The 21,421-nt window shown below is 28.7% G+C and carries 20 protein-coding genes and 1 riboswitch; of the genes, 9 read left to right on the top strand and 11 right to left on the bottom strand.

Annotation, left to right across the window (positions count from 1 at the left end; translation table 11 throughout):
- Positions 1–16 precede the first annotated feature (16 nt).
- Genes DT059_RS01995 through DT059_RS01965 form a run of 7 tightly spaced genes read right to left on the bottom strand, consistent with a single transcriptional unit; the run spans position 17 to position 6,647 of the window.
- Entirely contained in the window at positions 17–1,735 is a 1,719-nt protein-coding gene (locus DT059_RS01995) for a S1 RNA-binding domain-containing protein (protein ID WP_145596325.1), read from the bottom strand.
- On the bottom strand, positions 1,735–2,391 hold the full coding sequence (cmk, locus tag DT059_RS01990; RefSeq protein ID WP_240704611.1) for a (d)CMP kinase: 657 nt from the start codon (positions 2,389–2,391) through the stop codon (positions 1,735–1,737). The genes DT059_RS01995 and cmk overlap by 1 nt, the downstream gene beginning before the upstream one ends.
- On the bottom strand, positions 2,388–3,707 hold the full coding sequence (gene aroA, locus DT059_RS01985; protein WP_145596324.1) for a 3-phosphoshikimate 1-carboxyvinyltransferase: 1,320 nt from the start codon (positions 3,705–3,707) through the stop codon (positions 2,388–2,390). The genes cmk and aroA overlap by 4 nt, the downstream gene beginning before the upstream one ends.
- Before the next feature lie 6 nt (positions 3,708–3,713).
- A complete protein-coding gene (locus DT059_RS01980) occupies positions 3,714–4,490 on the bottom strand; it encodes an ATP-binding cassette domain-containing protein (RefSeq protein WP_145596322.1) in 777 nt (258 codons plus the stop codon).
- The gene (gene lptC, locus DT059_RS01975; protein ID WP_145596319.1) at positions 4,477–5,067 is read right to left on the bottom strand and encodes an LPS export ABC transporter periplasmic protein LptC; all 591 of its coding nucleotides are present in this window, start codon (positions 5,065–5,067) and stop codon (positions 4,477–4,479) included. The genes DT059_RS01980 and lptC overlap by 14 nt, the downstream gene beginning before the upstream one ends.
- The gene (locus DT059_RS01970) at positions 5,068–6,036 is read right to left on the bottom strand and encodes a KpsF/GutQ family sugar-phosphate isomerase (RefSeq protein ID WP_145596317.1); all 969 of its coding nucleotides are present in this window, start codon (positions 6,034–6,036) and stop codon (positions 5,068–5,070) included.
- Positions 6,036–6,647: a ribonuclease D gene (locus tag DT059_RS01965; protein ID WP_145596315.1), complete on the bottom strand. Its 612-nt coding sequence runs from the start codon at positions 6,645–6,647 to the stop codon at positions 6,036–6,038. The genes DT059_RS01970 and DT059_RS01965 overlap by 1 nt, the downstream gene beginning before the upstream one ends.
- Positions 6,648–6,661: 14 nt before the next feature.
- Between DT059_RS01965 and DT059_RS01960 the strand changes: the two genes are divergently transcribed.
- Entirely contained in the window at positions 6,662–7,648 is a 987-nt protein-coding gene (locus tag DT059_RS01960; RefSeq protein WP_145596314.1) for a complex I NDUFA9 subunit family protein, read from the top strand.
- A 1-nt stretch (position 7,649) separates the two neighbouring features.
- On the opposite strand, the gene DT059_RS01955 is transcribed toward DT059_RS01960, so the two are convergent.
- Positions 7,650–8,147: a GcrA family cell cycle regulator gene (locus tag DT059_RS01955; protein WP_145596313.1), complete on the bottom strand. Its 498-nt coding sequence runs from the start codon at positions 8,145–8,147 to the stop codon at positions 7,650–7,652.
- Positions 8,148–8,315: 168 nt separating this feature from the next.
- Here DT059_RS01955 and DT059_RS01950 point away from each other — a divergent pair, with 168 nt between their 5' ends.
- Complete coding sequence (locus DT059_RS01950; RefSeq protein ID WP_145596311.1) at positions 8,316–9,482, top strand: aspartate aminotransferase family protein; 1,167 nt, start codon at positions 8,316–8,318, stop codon at positions 9,480–9,482.
- Between the two features lies 1 nt (position 9,483).
- Positions 9,484–10,413 (top strand): ornithine carbamoyltransferase, encoded by a 930-nt coding sequence (gene argF, locus DT059_RS01945; RefSeq protein WP_145596309.1) that lies wholly within the window; start codon positions 9,484–9,486, stop codon positions 10,411–10,413.
- On the opposite strand, the gene DT059_RS01940 is transcribed toward argF, so the two are convergent.
- Positions 10,405–10,944: a c-type cytochrome gene (locus DT059_RS01940; protein ID WP_145596307.1), complete on the bottom strand. Its 540-nt coding sequence runs from the start codon at positions 10,942–10,944 to the stop codon at positions 10,405–10,407. The two genes, argF and DT059_RS01940, sit on opposite strands and share 9 nt — an antisense overlap.
- Before the next feature lie 114 nt (positions 10,945–11,058).
- Between DT059_RS01940 and kdsB the strand changes: the two genes are divergently transcribed.
- From kdsB to recR, 5 genes are all read left to right on the top strand, one after another.
- Positions 11,059–11,790 carry a 3-deoxy-manno-octulosonate cytidylyltransferase gene (kdsB, locus tag DT059_RS01935; RefSeq protein WP_145596305.1) on the top strand — a complete coding sequence of 244 codons (732 nt, stop codon included), beginning with the start codon at positions 11,059–11,061 and terminating at the stop codon, positions 11,788–11,790.
- Positions 11,790–12,623 (top strand): prephenate dehydratase domain-containing protein, encoded by an 834-nt coding sequence (locus DT059_RS01930; protein WP_145596303.1) that lies wholly within the window; start codon positions 11,790–11,792, stop codon positions 12,621–12,623. Before kdsB ends, DT059_RS01930 begins: the two co-directional genes overlap by 1 nt.
- A 140-nt stretch (positions 12,624–12,763) precedes the next feature.
- Positions 12,764–14,419 carry a DNA polymerase III subunit gamma/tau gene (gene dnaX, locus DT059_RS01925; protein ID WP_145596302.1) on the top strand — a complete coding sequence of 552 codons (1,656 nt, stop codon included), beginning with the start codon at positions 12,764–12,766 and terminating at the stop codon, positions 14,417–14,419.
- Positions 14,412–14,729 (top strand): YbaB/EbfC family nucleoid-associated protein, encoded by a 318-nt coding sequence (locus DT059_RS01920; protein ID WP_145596300.1) that lies wholly within the window; start codon positions 14,412–14,414, stop codon positions 14,727–14,729. The genes dnaX and DT059_RS01920 overlap by 8 nt, the downstream gene beginning before the upstream one ends.
- 3 nt (positions 14,730–14,732) lie before the next feature.
- On the top strand, positions 14,733–15,344 hold the full coding sequence (gene recR / locus DT059_RS01915; protein WP_023854366.1) for a recombination mediator RecR: 612 nt from the start codon (positions 14,733–14,735) through the stop codon (positions 15,342–15,344).
- On the opposite strand, the gene DT059_RS01910 is transcribed toward recR, so the two are convergent.
- On the bottom strand, positions 15,319–17,514 hold the full coding sequence (locus tag DT059_RS01910) for a malate synthase G (protein WP_145596298.1): 2,196 nt from the start codon (positions 17,512–17,514) through the stop codon (positions 15,319–15,321). The genes recR and DT059_RS01910 overlap by 26 nt on opposite strands.
- A 60-nt stretch (positions 17,515–17,574) precedes the next feature.
- A riboswitch (glycine riboswitch) is annotated at positions 17,575–17,658 on the bottom strand.
- Positions 17,659–17,759: 101 nt separating this feature from the next.
- Here DT059_RS01910 and DT059_RS01905 point away from each other — a divergent pair.
- A complete protein-coding gene (locus DT059_RS01905) occupies positions 17,760–18,854 on the top strand; it encodes an acetyl-CoA carboxylase carboxyltransferase subunit alpha (RefSeq protein WP_145596296.1) in 1,095 nt (364 codons plus the stop codon).
- Positions 18,855–18,856: 2 nt separating this feature from the next.
- On the opposite strand, the gene secA is transcribed toward DT059_RS01905, so the two are convergent.
- The gene (secA, locus tag DT059_RS01900; RefSeq protein WP_145596294.1) at positions 18,857–21,403 is read right to left on the bottom strand and encodes a preprotein translocase subunit SecA; all 2,547 of its coding nucleotides are present in this window, start codon (positions 21,401–21,403) and stop codon (positions 18,857–18,859) included.
- Positions 21,404–21,421: the final 18 nt, after the last annotated feature.

Genomic DNA, 21,421 nt, shown 5'->3' with positions numbered 1-21,421 from the left:
TAGTCTTCTTTAGTTATTATTTTTCTTCTTCTTTTTTCTTTAAATCTTCGGACAATGATGAGAATGGTAGATTTTTACCAGAACCCTCTGATCCATATTTTTCTAGTGCTTCTTTTTTTTCTATCTCTTCTAAAAGTTTAATACTTAATGTTACCTTTCTTTTTGGAAAATCTAGATCAGCAATAGCACAATCTAACTTTTCTCCTCCAGTCCATCTATTTGGTCGCGCATCAGCCGCATTGATTGCTATTGCAGATTTTTTAATTTGGAAGTCCATTTCACAACCTTCCGGTCTCACAGTTAAGCCTTTGTTGTCTGTTGCAATCACTTTAACTGTAATTGTTTGATTTTTAGATTTATCCTTAAACCAATCAAATGGATCTGTTTGAGTTTGTCTGTGGCCAACTCTAATTTTATGTTCAGATGGTTTGATCTCTAAAACTTTAACTTTAATTTTATCTCCCTTTTTATACTTAGTTAATTCTTCCTCTCCGTTATTATTATAAGTTAAATCATTGCAATGCAAAAAAGCATCTACTTCCTCAATTTTTACAAATAATGAATATTCATTTTTATTTATAATTTCTCCCTCAACTATTGTATCAACAGGATATTTTTTTTCAAAAGTTTCAAATGGATTTTCTTGTGTTAATCTATGAGAAATTGCTACACGTCTTTTATCTTTATCAATCTCCGTAATTACACAATCAATTTCATCACCAACTTTAAACATTTTTTTTGCTGATGGGTTTTTTTTATTCCAGCTCAATTCACTTGAGTGAAGTAAAGTTGTTAATCCTGGTTCTAATTCACAGAATGCTCCAAAATCCATAATTTTTACAACTTTAACCTTATAGTTTTTGTTTAATTCGTAATTTTCTATATGCTCGAAAGGATCAGGAGATAGTTGTTTTACTGAACATCCAACTTGTAGTTTTTCTTTATCAACACTGATAACTTTTAAGTCATGTTTTTCTCCAATATTAAAAACTTCATCCGGATGGTTTACTCTTGAATATGAAATTTCTTGTAAGTGAACTAAAACATCCAATTCACCATTAACATTAAAAAAACAACCAAATGAGCTATATCCTTTAACTTCAGCTCCTTTAATAATGTCTCCAACTTTATATTTTTCTACTATTTTTGCTTTATCTTCCTTTTTAAAGGATGTAATAATTTCTCTTCTTGATACACAAGCGTTACCTCTTACTTTATCTAATTTTATTAAGGCAAATTTTTGAGGCTCGTTCATAAGATGACTAATATCTTTTAGTGGTTTATCACTGATTTGAGATCCAGGTAAAAACATTAAAGAGCCTGTATCTATGTGTTCTACTATACATCCACCTTTACACTTAGATGTAATTTTACCCATAATCGGTTCATTTTTTTCGTAAGCCTCAACAAGTTTATCCCAACCTTTTATTTTTTGGGCTTTACTTGCAGAAACAAGAACATCACCATGCTTATCCTCAATTCTTTCTAATAATACTGGTATTGTCTCACCAATTTTTATTTTTTCAGATAAGCCCATACTTTTTAGTTCGTTTATATCTATAACTGGTTCTGACTTTAATCCTTCTACAAAAAGAAAGACAAATTTTTCAGTAATTTTATTTATCTTGCCTTCAATTATTTTACCTTCTTCTATTTGAATTTTAGATAACTGACTATTTAATAACTTTTTAAACTCTTCTGAAGCTGGACTTGATATATCTTTATAAATTTCCATTAAATATTAATTTTCCTGTCTATAATTTTTTTTATTTTTAAAAAACAGGCTCTTTTAGATAACTTTGTGGTGTTAATCAACAAGGAATCTTTTGTTTTTTTTAAAGGAGAAATTTTACGATTATAGTCACTTTTATCCCTATTTTTAATACTTTTAAGGACTTCTTTAAATGAAACAGACTTTTTTAGTCCTTTTAATTCTTTGTATCTTCTGATTGCTCTAGTCTTTACATTTGCGGTTATAAAAAATTTAAAGTCAGCATCTGGGACTATATTATAGGTAATGTCTCTACCATCTAAACAGGATCCATCATATTTTTTTGGGGGGTTGTAGGCAAGTTTTTTTTGAAAAGAGTAAATTAATTTTCTAATACTTTTTTTTTTAGCAATGATAGAAGCTTCCATACCAACTTCATCAGATAAAAGTTTTTTATTTTTTAAATCTTTAATTTCTAAATTTTTTATTTTTTTTTTTATAAAATTAAGATTAAATTTTTTTGGATTTTTTAACTTATACAATGCAATTAAACGATATATTTTACCTGTATCGAGATATATTAAATTATAATATTTTGAAATTGATTTAGCTAAAGTACCAGCTCCTGCTGCAGCTGGCGAGTCGATAGCAATTTTTAAAATATCTTTTTTTTGAATCATTCTTTAATTTTTTTTAAAATTTTTAGAAAATTTGGAAACGAGGTTTTTATAGAATCTTTATCATTTATTTTCCATTCTCCTCCAAACGACAAAGCAGCAATTACACATGCCATGAATACACGATGATCTTTTAAAAAGTTTTTAATAACAATTTTTTTTTCAACCATAAGATTAGGATTACCATAGATTTTAATGGAGTCTTTTGTTGTTATAGTTTTTATACCAATTTGATTTAAAATATATTCTCCCCATTTAAGTCTAGGACTTTCTTTTTGATTTAATTCATCTAAATTTTTGAAGTACGAAATTCCATTTGCTCTAGCTGCAACTAAAAATATAATTAGAAATTCGTCTATAGCGCGACTATTATATTTTGTTGGACAGTTTATTGGTTTTATTGATTTGGGATTTTTAATTTGAATATCTGCTATTTTTTCTCCTCTATATATTCTTTTGTTTTTGAAATGAATTATGACTCCCATTTTTTTTAAAATAGAAATAATTCCAGTTCTTGAAGGATTTATATTTACGTTTTTAATTTTTAATTTTGAATTATTTGTTAGAGCAGTCAAACCAATAAAAAAAGCACTTGAGCTTATATCGGAGGGTATATTATAGTTTAAAGGTTTTATATTTTTAACTTTAGAAATTTTAATCTCATCATAGAATTTTTTATTTTTTGTAGTCAAAGGTACTTTAAGGTATTTGGATAAAAGTTCAGTGTGGTTTCTCGATTTCTTAGCTTTAATTATCGTAGTACCATTTGTCCTCATCGCACCAAAAATTACAGCACTTTTGCATTGTGCTGAACCTCTTCTTTCAGAGTACTTTATAGGTTTTAATTTTGATGATCCTATAATAGTTAATGGTAAGTTTTTATTTTTTCTTAATTTAAATTTGGCTCCAAATTTGCTGAGGGGTTCTGAAACTCTTTTAAAATCTCTTTTGGATAAACTTTTGTCTCCAATAAGTTTAATTGGATGGGGTGTATTTATTAATAGACCTAAAATCAGCCTACCTAATGTTCCAGAATTTTCAGCATTTAGTGTAATATTTTTTTTATAATTATATCCATTAATTCCTCTCCCATAAATTTTGCATACTTTTTTTTTTATTTTTGTTTTAATTCCTAATTTTTTTATTGCCTTAATTGCTGATAAGACATCTTCAGAAATAAGCAAATTTTTTGCAGTTGAAATTCCGTTTGCTAAAGATGAAAATAAAACCCATCTAATACTTAAGCTTTTATCTCCACTGATAGATATAACTTTTTCGAATTTGTTTATTTTTTTTTTGATGATGACTGAATTAGACATTTAAAATTAATTGAATCTAAAATTATCACCAAAGTAAGCATTTTTAGCGTTTATGTTTTTTACTAAGTTGGATGGAGTGTCTTGTGCTACTATTTTACCATTACTTAAAATCATTGCAGCATCAACACATGCCAAAAGGTCTCTTGCTTGATGGTCACAAATACATATTGTAATTTTGTTTTCATTTTGGAGACTTACAATTATTTCTTGAAGCATCTTAATTGTCAAAACATCTAAAGCTGCAAAGCATTCATCAAGAAGTAATACTTTTGGTTCACTCAATAATGAGAGAGCAATTACTAATTTTTTTTTTTGACCTCCAGATAAAAACTTTGCTTTTATATTTTTTAAGTTATCTAACTCAAATTTAGATATTAGATAATTAATTCTCTCACTTCTGTAATTTTTATTTTGAATTACTATTTCACTAATAGCTTTTAAATTTTCGTGAAGTGTGAGATCATTAAAATAACCTCCATACTGGGGTACATATCCTAATTTAAATTTTTTTGTTCTCAAATAAATTGGATAACCTGTAGCATCTTCACCATTAATTTTTATTTTTCCAGCTCTAGGATTAATTAATCCTGTAATAAGATTGAATATTGTTGATTTACCTACTCCATTAGGGCCTAACATCCCAAAAATTTGACCCTCATTTATACTAAAACTAATGTTTTCTAAAATAGGCCTATTACCATATGAAAGTGAAACATTTTCAAGTTCAATTATTGAGTTAATCTTTTTAAATGATTTTATTCGAAATTTTTTAATTATTGCCATACGAATCTTTATTTCTGATATTCACCTTTTTAGTATCTTCATACATAAATATTTTTGTATCCTTAGTTTTGATATCCATTTCCAGAACATCAGCTTTTAAAATATTTTCTAAGTTTGTATAAATTATATCCCTAGAAATTATTAATGAGTTTCTTTCTAAAGAAAAATCAAGATATTCTCCTGTAATTTTATTATCCATATAATTTATAATTACATTTTTTGAAAAAATTGTATCATAATTTTCAGAATTGTATTTTCCATAATTTGAAGTGATAGTAATATTTTCAGAGTTATTCAACTTAATTAAAGCTTTTACATTTGTTAAATATATTATGTTTGAGTTTGAATAATCTATTTCACCCTGGTAAGCATTAATAATATATTCATTTCCATCATTATCTTTTGATACATAATTCACATTTTCGATTATATTTGAATTATACAAAGTATCTGTTGATGTCTGCACTTCCGTTTCTACAATTTCATTTTTTTTAAAAAATTTAACATACATCACAAAGAATAAAGCAAGAAATAGTGAAAAAAATAGTATTTTTTTAACTATTTGCTTTCCAAACATTTATGAAATATTTGATTGTAAGATAGAATGAACGTGCACAACACCTATTGCAACTTGAGGCTTTTTTTTATTATTGACTATAAGAGATGTAATTTTTTTGCTATTCATCAAATTAAGAGCTTTAGCCGCAAGCTCATTTTTATCGATAAAAATAGGTTTTTTTGTCATAATTTCTTTTACTTGTAATGATTGAAAATTAATTTTTTTTTGACTGATTCTTCTAATTTGTCCATCGGTAATTATTCCTACACTTTTTTTATTTTTGTTTCTAATAATTAGAATACCTAATTTTTTTTCAGTTAATATCCTCAGAGCTTTTCCAACTTGAATATTTTCACTTACAAAAGGTATTTTTTTTCCTGTTACCATAATATCCTCAACAGTTTTTAATTGTGCTCCCAAACTTCCAGCTGGATGTAATTTTTTAAAATCCATTTTTCCAAACTTTTTATATTGCATACTTGCTATAGATAATGCATCTCCTAAAGCAAGCTGCACTGTAGTACTTGAAGTGGGCACAATTCCACCTGCTTCTATAACTTTTGGGGTTAAAATTTTAATATCTGCAGCTTTATAAAGAAGAGAATCTTTTTTTGATACAATACCTATTAGTAATATTTTGCATCTTTTAGCAAATTGGATAATATTTTTAAGTTCAGCTGTTTCTCCTGAGTTACTGAGTAAGATTAAAATATCTTTTTTTGAAACCATTCCAAGGTCACCATGAGAAGCCTCACTTGCTGACAAATTAAAAGATGGTGTTCCGACAGAAGCAAGGGTTGCAGCAATTTTTGAAGCAATCAAACCACTTTTTCCCATACCACATAAGATAACTTTAGACTGACACTTGGCAATCTGTGCTACAGCTTGATTAAAAGAAGCGTTAATATTCTTTTTTAAATTTTGTAAAGCCTTGATTTCTAGATTAATTACATCCCGAGCAGTTTTTATATATTTTTTGTTGTTCATTAATGTGACCAGATATCATCCTTAAACAAAGCTAGATCAAGATCAATTCTAGTTTTTAAAAATTTAAGACAATCGTTATAGAGTTTTAATCTATTTTCTCTAATCAATATTTTATTTAACTCGTCATGAATTTTATGTAAATATATCACATCATTTGCACAATATTTCAGTTGTGCTGGGGTAAGCTCTCCACCAAAATCTGAGTTTTGAAATTGCTTACTTATATCTACATTAATAAATTCTTTTATCAAAGTTTTGAGTGAATGATTATCAGAATAAGATCTTGCAAGTTTTGATGCAATTTTTGTGTCAAGAATGTTGTTTGTTTCGGTATTTAAATAATGTTTAATATAAGCCATATCGGCTCTTCCAAAATGGAAAATTTTTGTAATTTTTTCGTCACGTAATAATCTGATTAAATTTGGTGCATTATAACTACTTCTATCAAGCTGAATAATATGGGCATCAGAGTTACCTGAGGATATCTGAATTAAACAGAGGGGATCACGCCTTACATTTAGACCCATAAACTCTCCATCAACTGCTATTATATTGCCTAATTTTAAATCTTCTGGTAGATCATTTTGGTGTAATTGAATTTTATTACTCATTTAAATATTTATATATGAAAGCAAAAAATTGTCTAATTTTTGGTGGCAGCGGTCAAATAGGTAGAAACTTAATAAGAAAGTTAACCAAAAATAACTACAGAGTAACTGTTGTAACAAGAAATATTCACCAAAAAAGTTATATTATTAAAACACAAGCAAATGCAGGTTATATTGATATTGTTGAGGCTAGTATTTATGATGAAAATAAGATTAGAGAACTTTTTAAAAAATCAGATATTTGTATAAATTTAATTGGTATTTTATTTGAGAAGAAAAAAGGAAATTCTTTTAAAAATATTCATTCTTTATTTCCATCAATATTAGCCAAACTTTCTAAAGAATATAATTTAAAACATTTTATTCATTTATCGGCTTTAGGCATTAATGAAGCAGAAGACTCTAATTATGCTAAAAGTAAGCTTGAGGGTGAAAACAATATTTTTAAAAACTTTCCTCTTGCTTCAGTTCTAAGGCCTTCTGTGGTTTATTCATCAGATGATAATTTTACAACCAATTTCATGACTTTATTAAATAGGCTACCCTTTTTTCCACTTTATTATCATGGAAACACAAAATTTTCTCCAATTCATTGTTCTGATCTAACAGATGTTATTTACAATGTTATTTCAAAAAATATTTACTCAAAAATAATTGAATGCGTAGGACCTGAGACAATTACCTTTAAGGAAATAATTGAAAAATTATTGAAATCTATTGGAAAGAAAAGGTTACTTATACCTTTTCCATTAAAATTAGCTGAATTTTCTGCAAGTTTTTTTGAAATAATGCCAAATCCTCTACTTACAAGAGATCAGTTAAGACTTTTAAGATATAACAACATAGCATCTGGAAAGTATAAAACTAATTTTGATATTGGTATACCAAGTTTAAGATATTTTGATGAAGAAGTTAAAAAATATTCTTACATGTGGAGAGAAGGGGGACAATTCTCTACAGTAAAATATACTGAAAAAAATGATTTAGGTAATAAGCCCAATTAAATTAGGCTGATTGTATTTTCTTTTCAATAAATTCAGGAACTTCATCTTTTTCTGCAACTTCATCTTTTTTGCCTTTAGGTTGGTATGCATATAAAAGGTGGAGTTTGCAATAGGAAAAATCTTTAAGAGATGATCTTCCGCAAAAATAAAATAATTTTTCATCAGGATGACCAATAGGCCATTTGCAAGAATTTTCATCGAGCTCTTCTAATTGTTTTGGATTTTCTGGTTCAAAATCTTTATCAATTATTAGTGATCTAAATTTGCTTTTTCGTCCTCTTTTTGTTAGTTGAATATTGTTTTCGTGTTTTGAGTTATTCAAATTTTGATTTGAAGTAGCTGTACGAGTTTTAATTTTTGCAGATAGATTAAGTCTATGAGCTTTCCCTATAACTGCATTTCGACTTATACCTCCGATTATTTCAGCAATTTGGCTTGCAGTATTACCTTTGCCCCAAAGCTCTTTTAGTTTTGCTACTTTTTCTTCAGTCCAACTCATAATCAATATGTTGTATCTTGTTTATATAAAATAACAATATACTGATATAAAATTGAATTAAACAATCAAAAATTAAGAGTTATCAACATTAATTTAAAAATTAAGTATATATATGATTTCAATCCTAACTTGTATTAATAATTAAACTTTATAAAACAAAATGGATTTATGAGTTATTTAGCAAAAAACTATAACAGAAAAAAAATTTCCTTCAAATATGGCAAAGGTAGTTATCTATATTCCACAGATAAAAAAAAATATTTAGATTTTGTACAGGGAATAGCGGTTAATTCTTTAGGTCATTCACATCCCAAATTAGTAAAAACTATAAAAGATCAATCAAAAAAATTATGGCATGTATCTAATGCATTTGAAATTCCTGAAGGAGAAACATTAGCTAAAAAGTTATGTAAAAAAACTTTTGCTGATTATGTAATGTTTCAAAATAGTGGGGCTGAAGCTACCGAAGCAGCAATTAAAGTTGCTAGAAGATATTTTTACTCAATAGGCAAACCAAATAAAAATAGAATTTTGTGTATTAAAAACTCCTTCCATGGAAGAACTTTAGCAGCAATTTTTGCTAGTGGATCAAAGAAAATGACAGAGGGATTTGGCCCAAAAGTAAAAGGTTTTGATCACTTTAGCTTTGGAGATCATAATTCTCTTAAAAATAAAATTAACAAAAACACAGCTGCTATCATGGTTGAAACAATTATGGGTGAAGGTGGAATAAAAGTGATTCCAGATTGGTGCTTAAGAGAACTAAGAGCATTATGTAACAAGAAAAAAATATTATTAATTCTTGATGAAGTTCAGTGTGGAATAGGAAGATCTGGTAACTTTTTTGCTTTTGAAAAATCAAAAGTAAAACCTGATATTGTACCTATTGCAAAAGGAATAGGTGGAGGATTTCCTATTGGAGCAGTTTTAATGAATAAAAAAGTTGCATCGGGTATGACACCAGGTACTCATGGATCAACATTTGGAGGAAATCCTTTGGCTATGTCTATTGGAAATACAGTAATGGATATTATATCGAATAAAAAATTTTTAAATAATGTAAAAAATCTATCAAAATATTTTTTACTTAAATTAAATAAAGTTCAGGCAAAATATCCAAATGTAATTAAGCAAATAAGAGGAAGAGGTTTTTTGATTGGGATACAGTTATATAAAGATCAAGCAGAATTTATTAAAAAATTGATGGATAATCAGTTGTTAACTATTCGAGCAGCAGAAAATGTTGTTCGTATTCTGCCTCCATTGAATGTTAAAAAAAATGAAATAGACTTATCAATAAAAATTATTGAAAAAGTTTGTTCACAAATAAAGTAATATGAAACATTTCATTAATTTAAAAGATATACCTAAAAATGATCTGAGAAAGATAATTACTGATGCTAAGAAAAGGAAAAATTTAAGAAAAAAACTAAGTACACTTGAGATTGACAAAGGAGCACCTCTTAAAGGAAAGATTTTAATTCAAATGTTTGAAAAGGCAAGTTCGCGAACAAGAATTAGTTTTTATTTAGCAATTAAACAGCTCGGAGGAGGCACTTTAACTCTAAGATCTAATGAACTCCATATAGGTCAGGGAGGGGAAAGTATTGCTGATACTGCGAAAATTCTCTCTACTTATGGTGATGGATTTATGATGAGAACTGATAGTGATAAAAAATTAGAAGACTTTAAAAAATATTTATCAATCCCAATTATTAATGGGTTAAGCCCATCATCACATCCTACACAAGTTTTGTCTGACATTTTTACAGTTGAGGAAATAATGAAAAAACCTATTTCAAAATTAAATATTTGTTGGATTGGTGATTCAAATAATGTTTTGGATAGTTTAATAGCTGCATCAGTAAAATTTTCTTTCAAGCTGACTATTGGTTGTCCAAAAAAATTTGAACCAGGAGGAGAAGTTAGAGCTTGGGTTAAAAGAAATGATAAAAAAATTTATATTTATAATGATCCTAGAAAAGCAGTGTATGGTGCAGATGTAATTTTTTCTGATAAAGTTATTTCTTTAAATGACAAAGTTAATAAAAAGAAAAAAATACAAACATTTAAAAATTTTAAAATTGATAAAAAATTAATGAGTTACGCAAAAAAAAGTTGTATTTTTTTACATTGTTTGCCTAGAGGTAATGAAGTGAGTGATGATGTTTTCTTAGGAAAACAATCTCACGTATGGCAACAAGCACTCAATAGAGTCCACGTACAAAAAAGTATTTTATTATATTGTTTTGGGAAATTAAGGTAGTGGCAAAGGGCTATCTGAATTTTCATTTAGATATTTTATTACAGAAGCACGATCAGATTCTTTTCTTAAACCTGCGTAAGCCATCTTTGTTCCTTTAATCCATTTAGCAGGTTTAATTAAAAATCCGTTTAACTCTTCAAAAGTCCATTCTTTATCATATGCTGCTAATGCCTTAGAATATTTATAATCTTCAACCGCTCCAACTTTTCTTCCTACAACATTATAGAGAGCGGGTCCTATAGCATTCTTTCCACCCTTTACTATTGAATGACAAGCAGCACATTTTTTAAAAACTTTTTCTCCAGTTGCAACATCTCCCATTGTCATCAAAGCAGCTATATCAATTTTTTCATCTTCTGAACTTGAGCTAGTTGAGGACACAGTAGTTGCAGTCTGCACCTCGACTGAATAACCAGGTGTTTCAGGTTTTTCTACGTGGAATATAACATCAGATAATTTTCCAATACCGATAACAAGCAAAGCAACCATTAATACAGCAGCAACTATTTTATTTATTTCGAAAGAGTCCATTTTTTTCTAAATTTTTTAGTGAACGTATAACATGATAAATTAAAAAAAAGCTAAAATTTAATGTATAAATTTGCCTCTATAGTTGTTTAATGAGTATAATAATTTGAAAATTTAATGAAAACTTTAGTAATTATACCCTCTAGGATGTCCGCTACAAGGCTTCCAGGCAAACCTTTGCTAAAAATAAATGGTTTATCAATTATTTCACATGCATCTAAAAGAGCAGAAGAGGCCAATATTGGAGATGTGATTGTAGCTACAGAGGATCAGGAAATTATTGATGATGTTAAAGGAAATGGTTTCAACGCTATTATGACTAGTAATAAACACAAAACAGGCACAGATAGAATTCATGAGGCACTTAAAAAATCAAATATTAAGGATGTTGATTTTATTATGAATTTACAAGGTGATGAACCAGCTATAGATATCCAAGATATAGTAAGTTTGAATGACAAAATGGTAAAAAATAATTCTAATTTAGGAACTCTTGCCGCAAAAATAAAAGATATTAAAAAATTCAAGAATGAAAATATTGTTAAGGTCATCACTGAAAACAGCCTAGAAGAGGATCATTTTCCAAAGGCAATCTCCTTTTCAAGAAAATCTGAGCAGGTAGATAATATTTATCACCATATTGGAATTTATTGTTATTCAAGAGATTGTCTTGAAAAATTTGTTCACTTGGATCAATCCAAAAATGAAATAGAAAATCGATTAGAGCAGTTAAGAGCATTAGATAACAATATTGATATCAATGTTTCACTTGCTAAGTCATCTCCAATAGGAGTAGATACTGAGGAAGATTATCTAGCCTTGAAAAAAATAATGGAATATAAGAATTGATGAGTAAAATTTATTTTCAAGGAACTTTTGGTGCATATTCTCATTTAGCGGCTCTTTCAATTGATCCCAAGTCTGAGATCTTGCCATGTAAAACTTTTGATGAGTGTTTTAACAAAGCATCTGAAGAACCAGATAGCAGAATTATAATTCCAGAGTCAAATAGAATTACTGGTAATATTGGAATTGAATATTTAATATTTAAACATAGGCTAAATATTTATAAAGAGCATTTTCAAAAAATTGAACACAACTTATTAGGACAACCTGGTGCTAAATTAAAAGATATAAAAGAAGTATACTCACATGCTCAAGGATTGTCTCAGTGTTCAAAATTTATAAAAGAAAATAATTTAGCAGAACATATTAGAGCAGATACGGCTGGATCTGCTGAAATGATTTCTAAAACAAAAGATATTAAGCAATCAGCTATAGCATCTTCATTGAGTGCTGAAATTTATGGATTAGAAGTTGTTAAAAAAAATATAGAAAACGAAAGTGGAAATTTGACAAGATTTTTGGTTATGGGAAAAAATATTTCTCAACCAGAATTTAAAAATAAAACGTATATAACTTCTTTTTTATTCAAATTGAAAAGTAAGCCAGCTGCTCTCTACCAGTCACTAGGAGGTTTTGCTATTAATGGTGTAAATTTAACTAAACTACAAAGTTATCCAGAAAAAAATAGTTTTGACTCTTATTTTTTCTTGTGTGATTTGGATGGACACATAGAAGATCCAAAAGTTCAGAAATCTCTTGAAGAGCTAGGCTTACATTGTGAGGATTTTCACGTTCTAGGTGTTTTCGAAGCAGATAACTTGAGACAAAAAAAATAAGAATCTTTTCTTGTAGATTAGAAATTTTAACTGCTATAATAGATATGGAGGCTAGAGGTGGATGCTGCTTGAACCCGACCAGATCTTAACGGAAGCAGTCGTAGAGACAGTTATTCAGGTTCTAGTCTCCTTTTAGATACATGAATAATAACTCAAAAGTATTAGCATTAAAATACAGACCCGCTAACTTTGATGATCTTATAGGTCAAGAGGTTGTTGCGGAAACTATTACCAATTCGATAAAGGCTGACAAAATACCTAATGCATATTTGTTCACTGGAATAAGGGGAATAGGAAAAACTACTACTGCAAGAATTGTTGCTAAAGCACTCAATTGTTCAAATGGTATCGATAATTTATGTAAAGAAAACTTTTGTGAAAGTTGCAAATCAATAAGTGAATCTAGTCATATAGATGTGCTTGAAATGGATGCAGCAAGCAAAACTGGTGTAGATGACGTAAGAGATTTAATAGAATTTTCAAGATATGGACCGACCTCGGCCAAATATAAAATCTTTATTATTGATGAAGTTCATATGTTAAGCAAACAAGCATTTAATGCTTTATTAAAAACTTTAGAGGAACCACCAGAATATCTAAAATTTATTTTTGCAACTACAGAAATTAAAAAAATTCCAATTACAGTAGTATCTAGATGTCAAAGATTTGATCTATCTAGAATCAAATCATCAGAATTGTTAGATTTTATAAAAAAAATTAAGGATAAGGAAAACGGAAGAGTTACAGATGATGCTTTGAAGCTTATAGTAAAAATTTCAGAAGGTTCTGTTAGAGATGCCTTATCATTATTGGATAGAGCATTATTAAGTTTGGATGAAGGAAAAGAATTAGATTTAAATTCAGCTCAGAAAATTTTTGGATATTTTGATAAATCTCAATTAATCGATTTGTTTGAGCTAATTTTAAAAGGTGAAGAAACAAAGGTAATAAATATTTATAGAAAAATTTATGACCAAGGTGTTGAACCAAAGGTTTTTATTAATGATTTCTTAGAGTTGCTTTATTACTTTAAAAATATTAATTCATTGACTTTAGAAAGTACAAACTTTTCATTAAATGACGAAGAATTTTCTAAAATTAAAAATTTATCAAATCAAATAGATTCAAAGGTATTAATATTATTTTGGCAATTTACCATCTCTTCTCTCGAAGAGATGGACATAGTTTCTAATCAACACCTTTCAATTGAGATGTTTTTAATAAGACTAATGCATTTAAGTTCTATAAAATTAGAAAATAAAATTGAAAAAGTTGAGGTTGAATTGAAGAGTGAAAATTTAGTTAATAATACAGAAACTGAATTAACCTCTAAAATAGTCAATCAAATTAAGAATGTAACACAGGAAGAAAAAACTAAACCAGAAGTTCAAACAGATATTAAAGCAGAAAATAAAATTAATATAAATGAATTCGATGATCTAATCGAAATCTGTGCAAAAAAAAAGGAGATTAAACTAAAATATGAGTTAGAAAAAAATGTTAACCTTGTAAAGTTTGAAAAAAATAGAATTGAAATATCTTTTAATGAAAGTTTAGACAAAGATTTTGTGAAAGATTTATCATCAAAACTTTTTGAGTGGACTGGTGAAAGATGGATTATTACATTTAGTAAATTAAAAGGGCAAATGTCAGTAAAAGACAAAGAAAAAAATGTAAAAAAACAATTAATAGATGAAATGAAAAATTCTGAGATATTTAAAAGTATGATGGATAAATTTCCTGATGTCGAATTAATAGATGTAAATTCAAAGAAAGATGAAGTTGATAATGACTGATTTTAGTAAAATTTTAGACAAAGCAAAAGAACTTGAGGCAAAAATGAAAGAAAGCCAACAAAAGATTAAGGAAATTAGAGTTGAAGGAGTTTCGGGCTCAAACTCTGTAAAGATAATTTTGGATGGAGAGGGAGAAATGCAAACAATTAAGTTATCTGATGAAATTATGAAAGAGGACAAAACCATTATTGAAGATTTAATTGTTGCAGCACATAATAGTGCTAAATCTCAACTTAAATCAAAAACAACTGAGGAAATTTCAAAAGCAACGGGAGGTTTTGGAATTCCTGGTTTTAAATGGCCTTTATAATAGATGCAAAACATCAGTGAGATAGAAGAATTAATTAAATTAATTTCAAAACTTCCTGGTTTAGGTCCCAAATCAGCAAAAAGAATTGTTTTAAAATTAATAAATAATCGTGACGAACTTGTAAAACCTATGGCAAATACATTGGCACAGGTTTATAAAAATGTGGTTAGATGCAATTCATGTGGTGCATTAAAGTCAAATTCAAATGGTTGCCTAAATTGTGAGAATACAAAAGAAAAATATAATAAAATTTGTGTAGTAGAGGATATTGCAGACCAATGGTCGATTGAAAATTCAAATATCTTTCAGGGCTATTTTCATATTTTAGGAGGAACAATTTCCTCAGTTGGCCAAAGAAAAGAAGATTTATTAATTAATTCATTAGTTGAAAGAGTTAATAGAGATAAAATCGAAGAGGTAATTCTTGCAACTAGTGCAACTGTTGAAGGTCAAACAACTGCATACTACATCCAAGATAGTCTAAAAAATTTAGATGTTAAAATTACTAAATTAGCACAAGGTTTACCAGTTGGAGGAGAGATTGAAAGTTTAGATGATGGGACTTTATTTTCTGCTTTTAAAAATCGATCTAATTTGGTTTCGAACTCAGATTAGATTTTTTTTGCAATCTATTTAAATGAAGTAATGGTTCGGTATAACCTGAAGGTTGCTCCTTACCTTTAAACACTAAATCGCAAGCAGTTTGAAATGCTATAGAATTTTCATAATCATTACTCATTTTAACATATAGTGGATCATCTTTGTTCTGATCGTCTACTATTTTTGCCATCTCTTTCATTATTTCAGTTACTTGTATTTTTGTTGTAATTCCATGATGTATCCAGTTTGCTATATGCTGAGATGAAATCCTAAGAGTGGCCCTGTCTTCCATCAAACCTATGTTGTTAATATCTGGCACTTTAGAACAACCAACACCTTGATCTACCCACCTTACAACATATCCCAATAAAGTTTGTGCAGAGTTTGAAATTTCCTTATTTATGTCCTCTACAGACCAATTAGGTCTATCTGCTATTGGGATTGTTAAGAGATCATCAAGCTTAGCTGGTTCTCTATCAATTAATTTTTTTTGTTCGTTAAAAATATTTATTTCATGATAATGTAAAGCATGTAGCGCAGCTGCTGTTGGAGAAGGAACCCACGCACAGTTTGCACCTGCTTTTAAGTGTCCTGTTTTTTGCTCCATCATATCTTTCATTTTATCGGGCATTGCCCACATTCCTTTTCCAATTTGAGCTTTACCAGAAAATCCACAACTTAAACCAATATCAACATTGTTGTTTTCGTATGCAGTAATCCATTTAGATGATTTCATGTCACCTTTTTTAATCATAGGACCGGCTTCCATTGAGGTATGCATTTCATCACCAGTTCTATCTAAGAATCCAGTATTAATAAAAAAAACTCTATTTTTAAGACTTCTAATACATTCTTTTAAATTTGCAGATGTTCTTCGCTCTTCATCCATAATACCGATCTTACAGGTATACTTAGGTAAATTTAGAACTTCCTCAACTTTAGAAAAAATTAAATCGGTAAATGCAGTCTCATCTGGACCATGCATTTTAGGCTTTACAATATAAACTGATCCAGTTCTTGAATTATTTTTGTTTTTAATATCATGTAATGCAGCTGCTGTGGTTATAAATGCATCCATAATACCCTCAGGTATTTCACTTCCATCACTCAATAAAATTGAAGAGTTAGTCATTAGATGACCAACGTTTCTTACAAGTAAAAGACTTCTGCCATGTAACTTTAAGCCTTTCCCATCTTTTGAGATATAGCTTCTGTGTGGATTTAATTTTCTTTCAAACAATTTTCCTTCTTTTTCAAATTTTGACTTGAGGTCTCCTTTCATTAGACCTAGCCAATTTCGATAACAAATAATTTTATCCTCTGAGTCAACGGCTGCTACACTATCTTCGTTATCACAAATTGTAGACACTGCAGATTCTAGTATAATATCACTTATACCCGCATGATCTTGTTGAGCAGCAAAAGCTCTTGAGTCTTTTAGAATTTCAATATGCAAATTATTATTCTTTAGAATAATTGCAGACGGATTATCGCTTTCGCCTCGGTGCCCAACAAATTTATTTTCGTCCTCCAAATCAAAAATATCAGCACCTTTTAAAACTTTTAATTTCCCATATTTTACAGCAAAACTTGTAATTTTATTCCAACTTAATCCAGCTAATGGAAAGTACTTATCTAAAAAATTTCTTCCATATTTTATAACCATTTCACCTCTTAAAGGGTCATACCGTTCAGATACGCTGTCTTCAGACTGTTCAATTACATCTGTACCATAAAGACTATCATATAAACTCATCCATCTTGCATTTGCAGCATTTAATGCATACCTTGCATTCATTACAGGCACAACCAACTGAGGTCCAGCTATACTCGCAATTTCCTCATCAACATTTTCAGTTTCTATTTTAAAATCAGGTCCTTCGTTTTTTAAATAACCAATTTCTAACAAAAATTTTTTGTACTCATCTAAATTAAATTCTTTACTTTTATTTTTGAGATGCCAATCGTCTATTTCTTTCTGCAATTCTTCTCTAAATTTAATTAATTCTTTATTTTTTGGCGCAAGCTCATCGAGTGTTTTTTCTAGACCTAACCAAAAATTTTCTGAAGATACATTTGTATTTTTTAATAATTCATCATTTACGAAGTTTGATAGCTTTTCAGATACCTGAAGATTATTAATTTTAATGTATTTTTCTTGCATAGCACTTAATTCGTACCCCATCTGTATTTTTGCCTGAGAGCTTTACTCCTTCGGCGGAAATCAATCTCTTTCCAGAGTGTTATGCTTTAATCGGTCCTTTTGCCTGAGAGTTTCCGGGGTGGTTGCTCCTTCGGCGCTATAAATAGTCTCTCCCGATAATGAATTTGTATCTGTTAAATGATTTAAGTCAATTAATAAGAATTACACCTTATTTAATATCATTTTATTGCCTTTTTTGTATTTTAACCATCCGCTATAAATAAAATATGAAAAATTATCTAAATTTTGAAACAGAAATTAAAGATCTAGAAAACGAACTAGAAAAATTGAAAGATCCTTACAATCAAGAGGGATTATCAGAAGTCGATACTCAAAAAATTTCAAGCACTCAAACAGAAATAGATGAAAAATTAAAAAATATTTATTCTAATCTAGATCCTTGGCAGACTACTATGGTTGCTCGTCATGAAGATAGGCCTAAAGCAAAATTTTTTATTGATAATTTGTTTGAAGATTTCATTTCATTATCTGGGGATAGATATTATGGAGAGGATAAATCGGTATTAACTGGATTTGCAAAGTTAAATGGAAAATCTGTTTTAGTAATAGGTCAAGAAAAAGGAGAAGATTTAGATAGTAGGATTGAGAGAAATTTTGGGATGATGAGACCAGAGGGTTATAGAAAAACAATAAGATTAATGAACTTAGCAAACAAATTTAATATTCCTATAATCTCTTTTATTGATACTCCAGGAGCATATCCAGGTGTAGGAGCAGAAGAGAGAGGACAAGCCGAAGCAATTGCAAAATCAATCGAATGCTGTATGGAGCTTAAAGTTCCAACAATTGCAATAATTATAGGTGAGGGTGGTTCTGGTGGAGCAATTGCATTAGCTTCATCGAACAAAGTCCTTATGCTAGAAAATGCAATTTATTCAGTAATATCCCCTGAGGGATGTGCAACTATTCTATGGAGAGATCCAAAAAAAATGCTTGATGCTGCGAAAGCTATGAAACTTTCAGCTAAAGATTTATTAAAATTAAAAGTTATTGATGAAATAATTGAAGAACCTTTAGGTGGTGCGCATAGAGATAGAGATATTATATTAAATAACGTGAGAGAAATTTTAACAAAAAATTTAAATTATTTTGATGAATTATCTTCTGAAGAAATAATGAATGAGAGAAAAAATAAATTTCTTAAAATTGGAAGAAACGATGGTTTTATGACTAGTACTGAGGATCTAAGCACATTAACTGTTAAGAAAAATAATTTTGATAAAATTTTAAAATCAAAAAAAGTATTATCAGCTATTGCTGGCGGATTAATTTTAATTTCTTTAATTCTGTTATTTATTTAAATTTATAAAGCACCATGACAATGCTTGAATTTTTTTCCAGATCCACAAAAACATGGTTCATTTCTTCCCATTTTTTTATTGTTTGAAATTTGTTTAGAAATATCGTTTTGTTTGTTTTCATTTTCCTGGTTTGACTCAAGAACAACTTTTAAGTTCATTAAAATAGTTACATAATCTAATTTTAATTTTTCTAAAAGATTTGAAAACAATTCAAATGCTTCTTTTTTATATTCAACTAAAGGATCTCTTTGACCATAAGATCTTAGACCTATGACTTGTCTTAATTGCTCCAAATATTGAATATGCGATTTCCAGTTTAAATCAATTGATTGAAGAAAAATTCTTTTTTCAATTTCTTTTGCATGATCTTCCCCTAGAAGTTTAATCCGTTCCTTTCTAGTTTCTTGAAATTTATTAGAAATCTTTTCTCTGAAATCTTTATCTTTAGTTTCAATTAAATCCTTAAATTCGTTTTCTTCAAAGCTTTTTCCAACTATTTGCTTAGTTTTATTATTAAATTCATTACTTTTAGGATTAGATAAATTTGAAATTTTTAACTTAATTAAATTATCAGATATTTCTTTTAAAAATTCATCTGAATAATCAAAGATATTTTCACTATTCATTGCATTTTTTCTTTGTGAAAACACAACGTGCCTTTGATCATTAAGAACATTATCAAATTTGATGAGTGTTTTTCTTATATCAAAATTTCTAGCCTCTACTTTCTGTTGGGCTCGCTCTAATGCTTTGTTAATCCATGGGTGATCAATACTTTCACCGTCTTTAAGCCCAAGTTTTTCTAGCATACTATTCATAGACTCTGATCCAAAAATTCTCATTAAATCATCTTCTAGACTAACGTAAAATACTGAACTACCTTCATCTCCTTGTCTTCCAGATCTTCCTCTAGCCTGGTTATCAACTCTTCTAGACTCCATTCTCTCTGTGCCAATTACAAATAAACCACCCAATGATTTAATTTTATCTTTATCTATTTTAAGTTGGTCTTCTGGAATAGAGCCCTTCTTACCACCAAGCTGAATATCAACTCCTCTTCCAGAAATACTTGTTGTAATAATTAATGAATTTTCTTTTCCTGCATTTGCAATTATCTCTGCTTCATTTTCATGATTTTTTGCGTTTAATACTACATGTTTAATATTTTTTTGATTTAACAAATTTGAATAAACTTCAGATTTATTAATGCTTGAGGTAAATACTAAAATAGGTTGACCTAATTTGTTTCTTTCAATTATTTTTTCTATAATTGCATCATTCTTTTCTTTTTCTGTTCTAAAAATTAAATCATTGAAATCTTTTCGAATCATTTCTTTATTTGTTGGAATAACAACAACGGGCAGATTATAAATTTCAAAAAACTCTTCAGACTCTGTAGCGGCTGTACCAGTACAACCAGATAATTTTTTATAAAGTTTAAAATAATTTTGATAAGTAATTGAGGCTAATGTTTGATTTTCAGACTGTACTTGAATTTTTTCTTTTGCTTCTAATGCTTGATGCAAACCATCTCCAAAACGTCTTCCCTCTAAAATTCTTCCAGTAAGTTCGTCAATAATTTTAAGGCTTCCATCCTTAATAATATAGTCTCTACCTTTTTCAAATAAATGATTTGCTCGCAAAGCTTGATTAACATGATGAACTAAATGTAAATTTTCTGGATCATAAAAATTATTATTTTTTAAAATACCAGCGTTAGAAAAAAGTTTTTCAACATTATTAATTCCATCATTTGTTAATAAAACACTTTTTTCTTTTTCATCTATTTCAAAATCTTTATTATTTAAGATTTTAATTAGTTTATCAATTGCTAGATATTGAGCAGTTTTATCTTCAGCTGCACCAGAAATTATCAGGGGTGTTCTTGCTTCATCTATCAAACATGAATCTATCTCATCTACTATCGAAAAATTATGATCTCTCTGAACCATCTGTTGTTCAGAAAATTTCATATTATCTCTTAAGTAATCAAAACCTAATTCACTATTAGTTGCATAAGTGATATCACAATTATAATTTTTTTTACGTTCAGCATCATCTTGATAATTATTAATAAATCCGGAAGTTAGACCTACAAAATTATATATCTCCCCCATTTCTATGGAGTCTCTTTTTGCAAGATAATCATTAACAGTAACTATATGAACACCTCTTTCGCTTAAGGCATTTAAGTAAGCAGCTAATGTTATTGTTAAAGTTTTTCCCTCTCCAGTTCTCATTTCAGCAATTTTGCCCTCATGCAAAGCAACACCTCCAATTAACTGGACATTAAAGTGTCTCTCGTTACGTGTTCTTTTTGCAGCCTCTCTAACTAAAGCAAAAGCTTCAGGAAGTAACTCGTCTAAAGTTTTTCCATCTTTTAACTGATTTCTAAATTCATTAGTTTTTTTTGGAAAGTCGTCGTCATTTAAATTTTTAAAATCTTCCTCGTGTGAGTTGATTTTTTCAACAATTTTACCAATTCTATCTAGCTCTTTTTGATTACTAGATTTGATAAATTTTGTTATTAAATTTAATGGGTTAAACATTACTATTTGATTTATTCT

The sequence above is a fragment of the Candidatus Pelagibacter sp. FZCC0015 genome (assembly GCF_007833635.1).
Lineage (GTDB): Bacteria > Pseudomonadota > Alphaproteobacteria > Pelagibacterales > Pelagibacteraceae > Pelagibacter.
The sequence above is the reverse complement of the archived record's forward strand: the minus strand, read 5'-3'. Positions and strand labels throughout refer to the sequence as shown.

Bases quoted from the DNA above. Each gene is read 5' to 3' on its own strand.
- secA (WP_145596294.1), bottom strand. From the start codon at position 21,403: ATGTTTAACCCATTAAATTTAATAACAAAATTTATCAAATCTAGTAAT.
- DT059_RS01995 (WP_145596325.1), bottom strand. From the start codon at position 1,735: ATGGAAATTTATAAAGATATATCAAGTCCAGCTTCAGAAGAGTTTAAA.
- cmk (WP_240704611.1), bottom strand. From the start codon at position 2,391: ATGATTCAAAAAAAAGATATTTTAAAAATTGCTATCGACTCGCCAGCT.
- lptC (WP_145596319.1), bottom strand. From the start codon at position 5,067: ATGTTTGGAAAGCAAATAGTTAAAAAAATACTATTTTTTTCACTATTT.
- DT059_RS01950 (WP_145596311.1), top strand. From the start codon at position 8,316: ATGAGTTATTTAGCAAAAAACTATAACAGAAAAAAAATTTCCTTCAAA.
- recR (WP_023854366.1), top strand. From the start codon at position 14,733: ATGCAAAACATCAGTGAGATAGAAGAATTAATTAAATTAATTTCAAAA.
- DT059_RS01970 (WP_145596317.1), bottom strand. From the start codon at position 6,036: ATGAACAACAAAAAATATATAAAAACTGCTCGGGATGTAATTAATCTA.
- DT059_RS01955 (WP_145596313.1), bottom strand. From the start codon at position 8,147: ATGAGTTGGACTGAAGAAAAAGTAGCAAAACTAAAAGAGCTTTGGGGC.
- DT059_RS01980 (WP_145596322.1), bottom strand. From the start codon at position 4,490: ATGGCAATAATTAAAAAATTTCGAATAAAATCATTTAAAAAGATTAAC.
- DT059_RS01920 (WP_145596300.1), top strand. From the start codon at position 14,412: ATGACTGATTTTAGTAAAATTTTAGACAAAGCAAAAGAACTTGAGGCA.
- DT059_RS01930 (WP_145596303.1), top strand. From the start codon at position 11,790: ATGAGTAAAATTTATTTTCAAGGAACTTTTGGTGCATATTCTCATTTA.
- DT059_RS01910 (WP_145596298.1), bottom strand. From the start codon at position 17,514: ATGGGGTACGAATTAAGTGCTATGCAAGAAAAATACATTAAAATTAAT.
- dnaX (WP_145596302.1), top strand. From the start codon at position 12,764: ATGAATAATAACTCAAAAGTATTAGCATTAAAATACAGACCCGCTAAC.
- DT059_RS01960 (WP_145596314.1), top strand. From the start codon at position 6,662: ATGAAAGCAAAAAATTGTCTAATTTTTGGTGGCAGCGGTCAAATAGGT.
- DT059_RS01940 (WP_145596307.1), bottom strand. From the start codon at position 10,944: ATGGACTCTTTCGAAATAAATAAAATAGTTGCTGCTGTATTAATGGTT.
- DT059_RS01965 (WP_145596315.1), bottom strand. From the start codon at position 6,647: ATGAGTAATAAAATTCAATTACACCAAAATGATCTACCAGAAGATTTA.
- aroA (WP_145596324.1), bottom strand. From the start codon at position 3,707: ATGTCTAATTCAGTCATCATCAAAAAAAAAATAAACAAATTCGAAAAA.
- DT059_RS01905 (WP_145596296.1), top strand. From the start codon at position 17,760: ATGAAAAATTATCTAAATTTTGAAACAGAAATTAAAGATCTAGAAAAC.
- kdsB (WP_145596305.1), top strand. From the start codon at position 11,059: ATGAAAACTTTAGTAATTATACCCTCTAGGATGTCCGCTACAAGGCTT.
- argF (WP_145596309.1), top strand. From the start codon at position 9,484: ATGAAACATTTCATTAATTTAAAAGATATACCTAAAAATGATCTGAGA.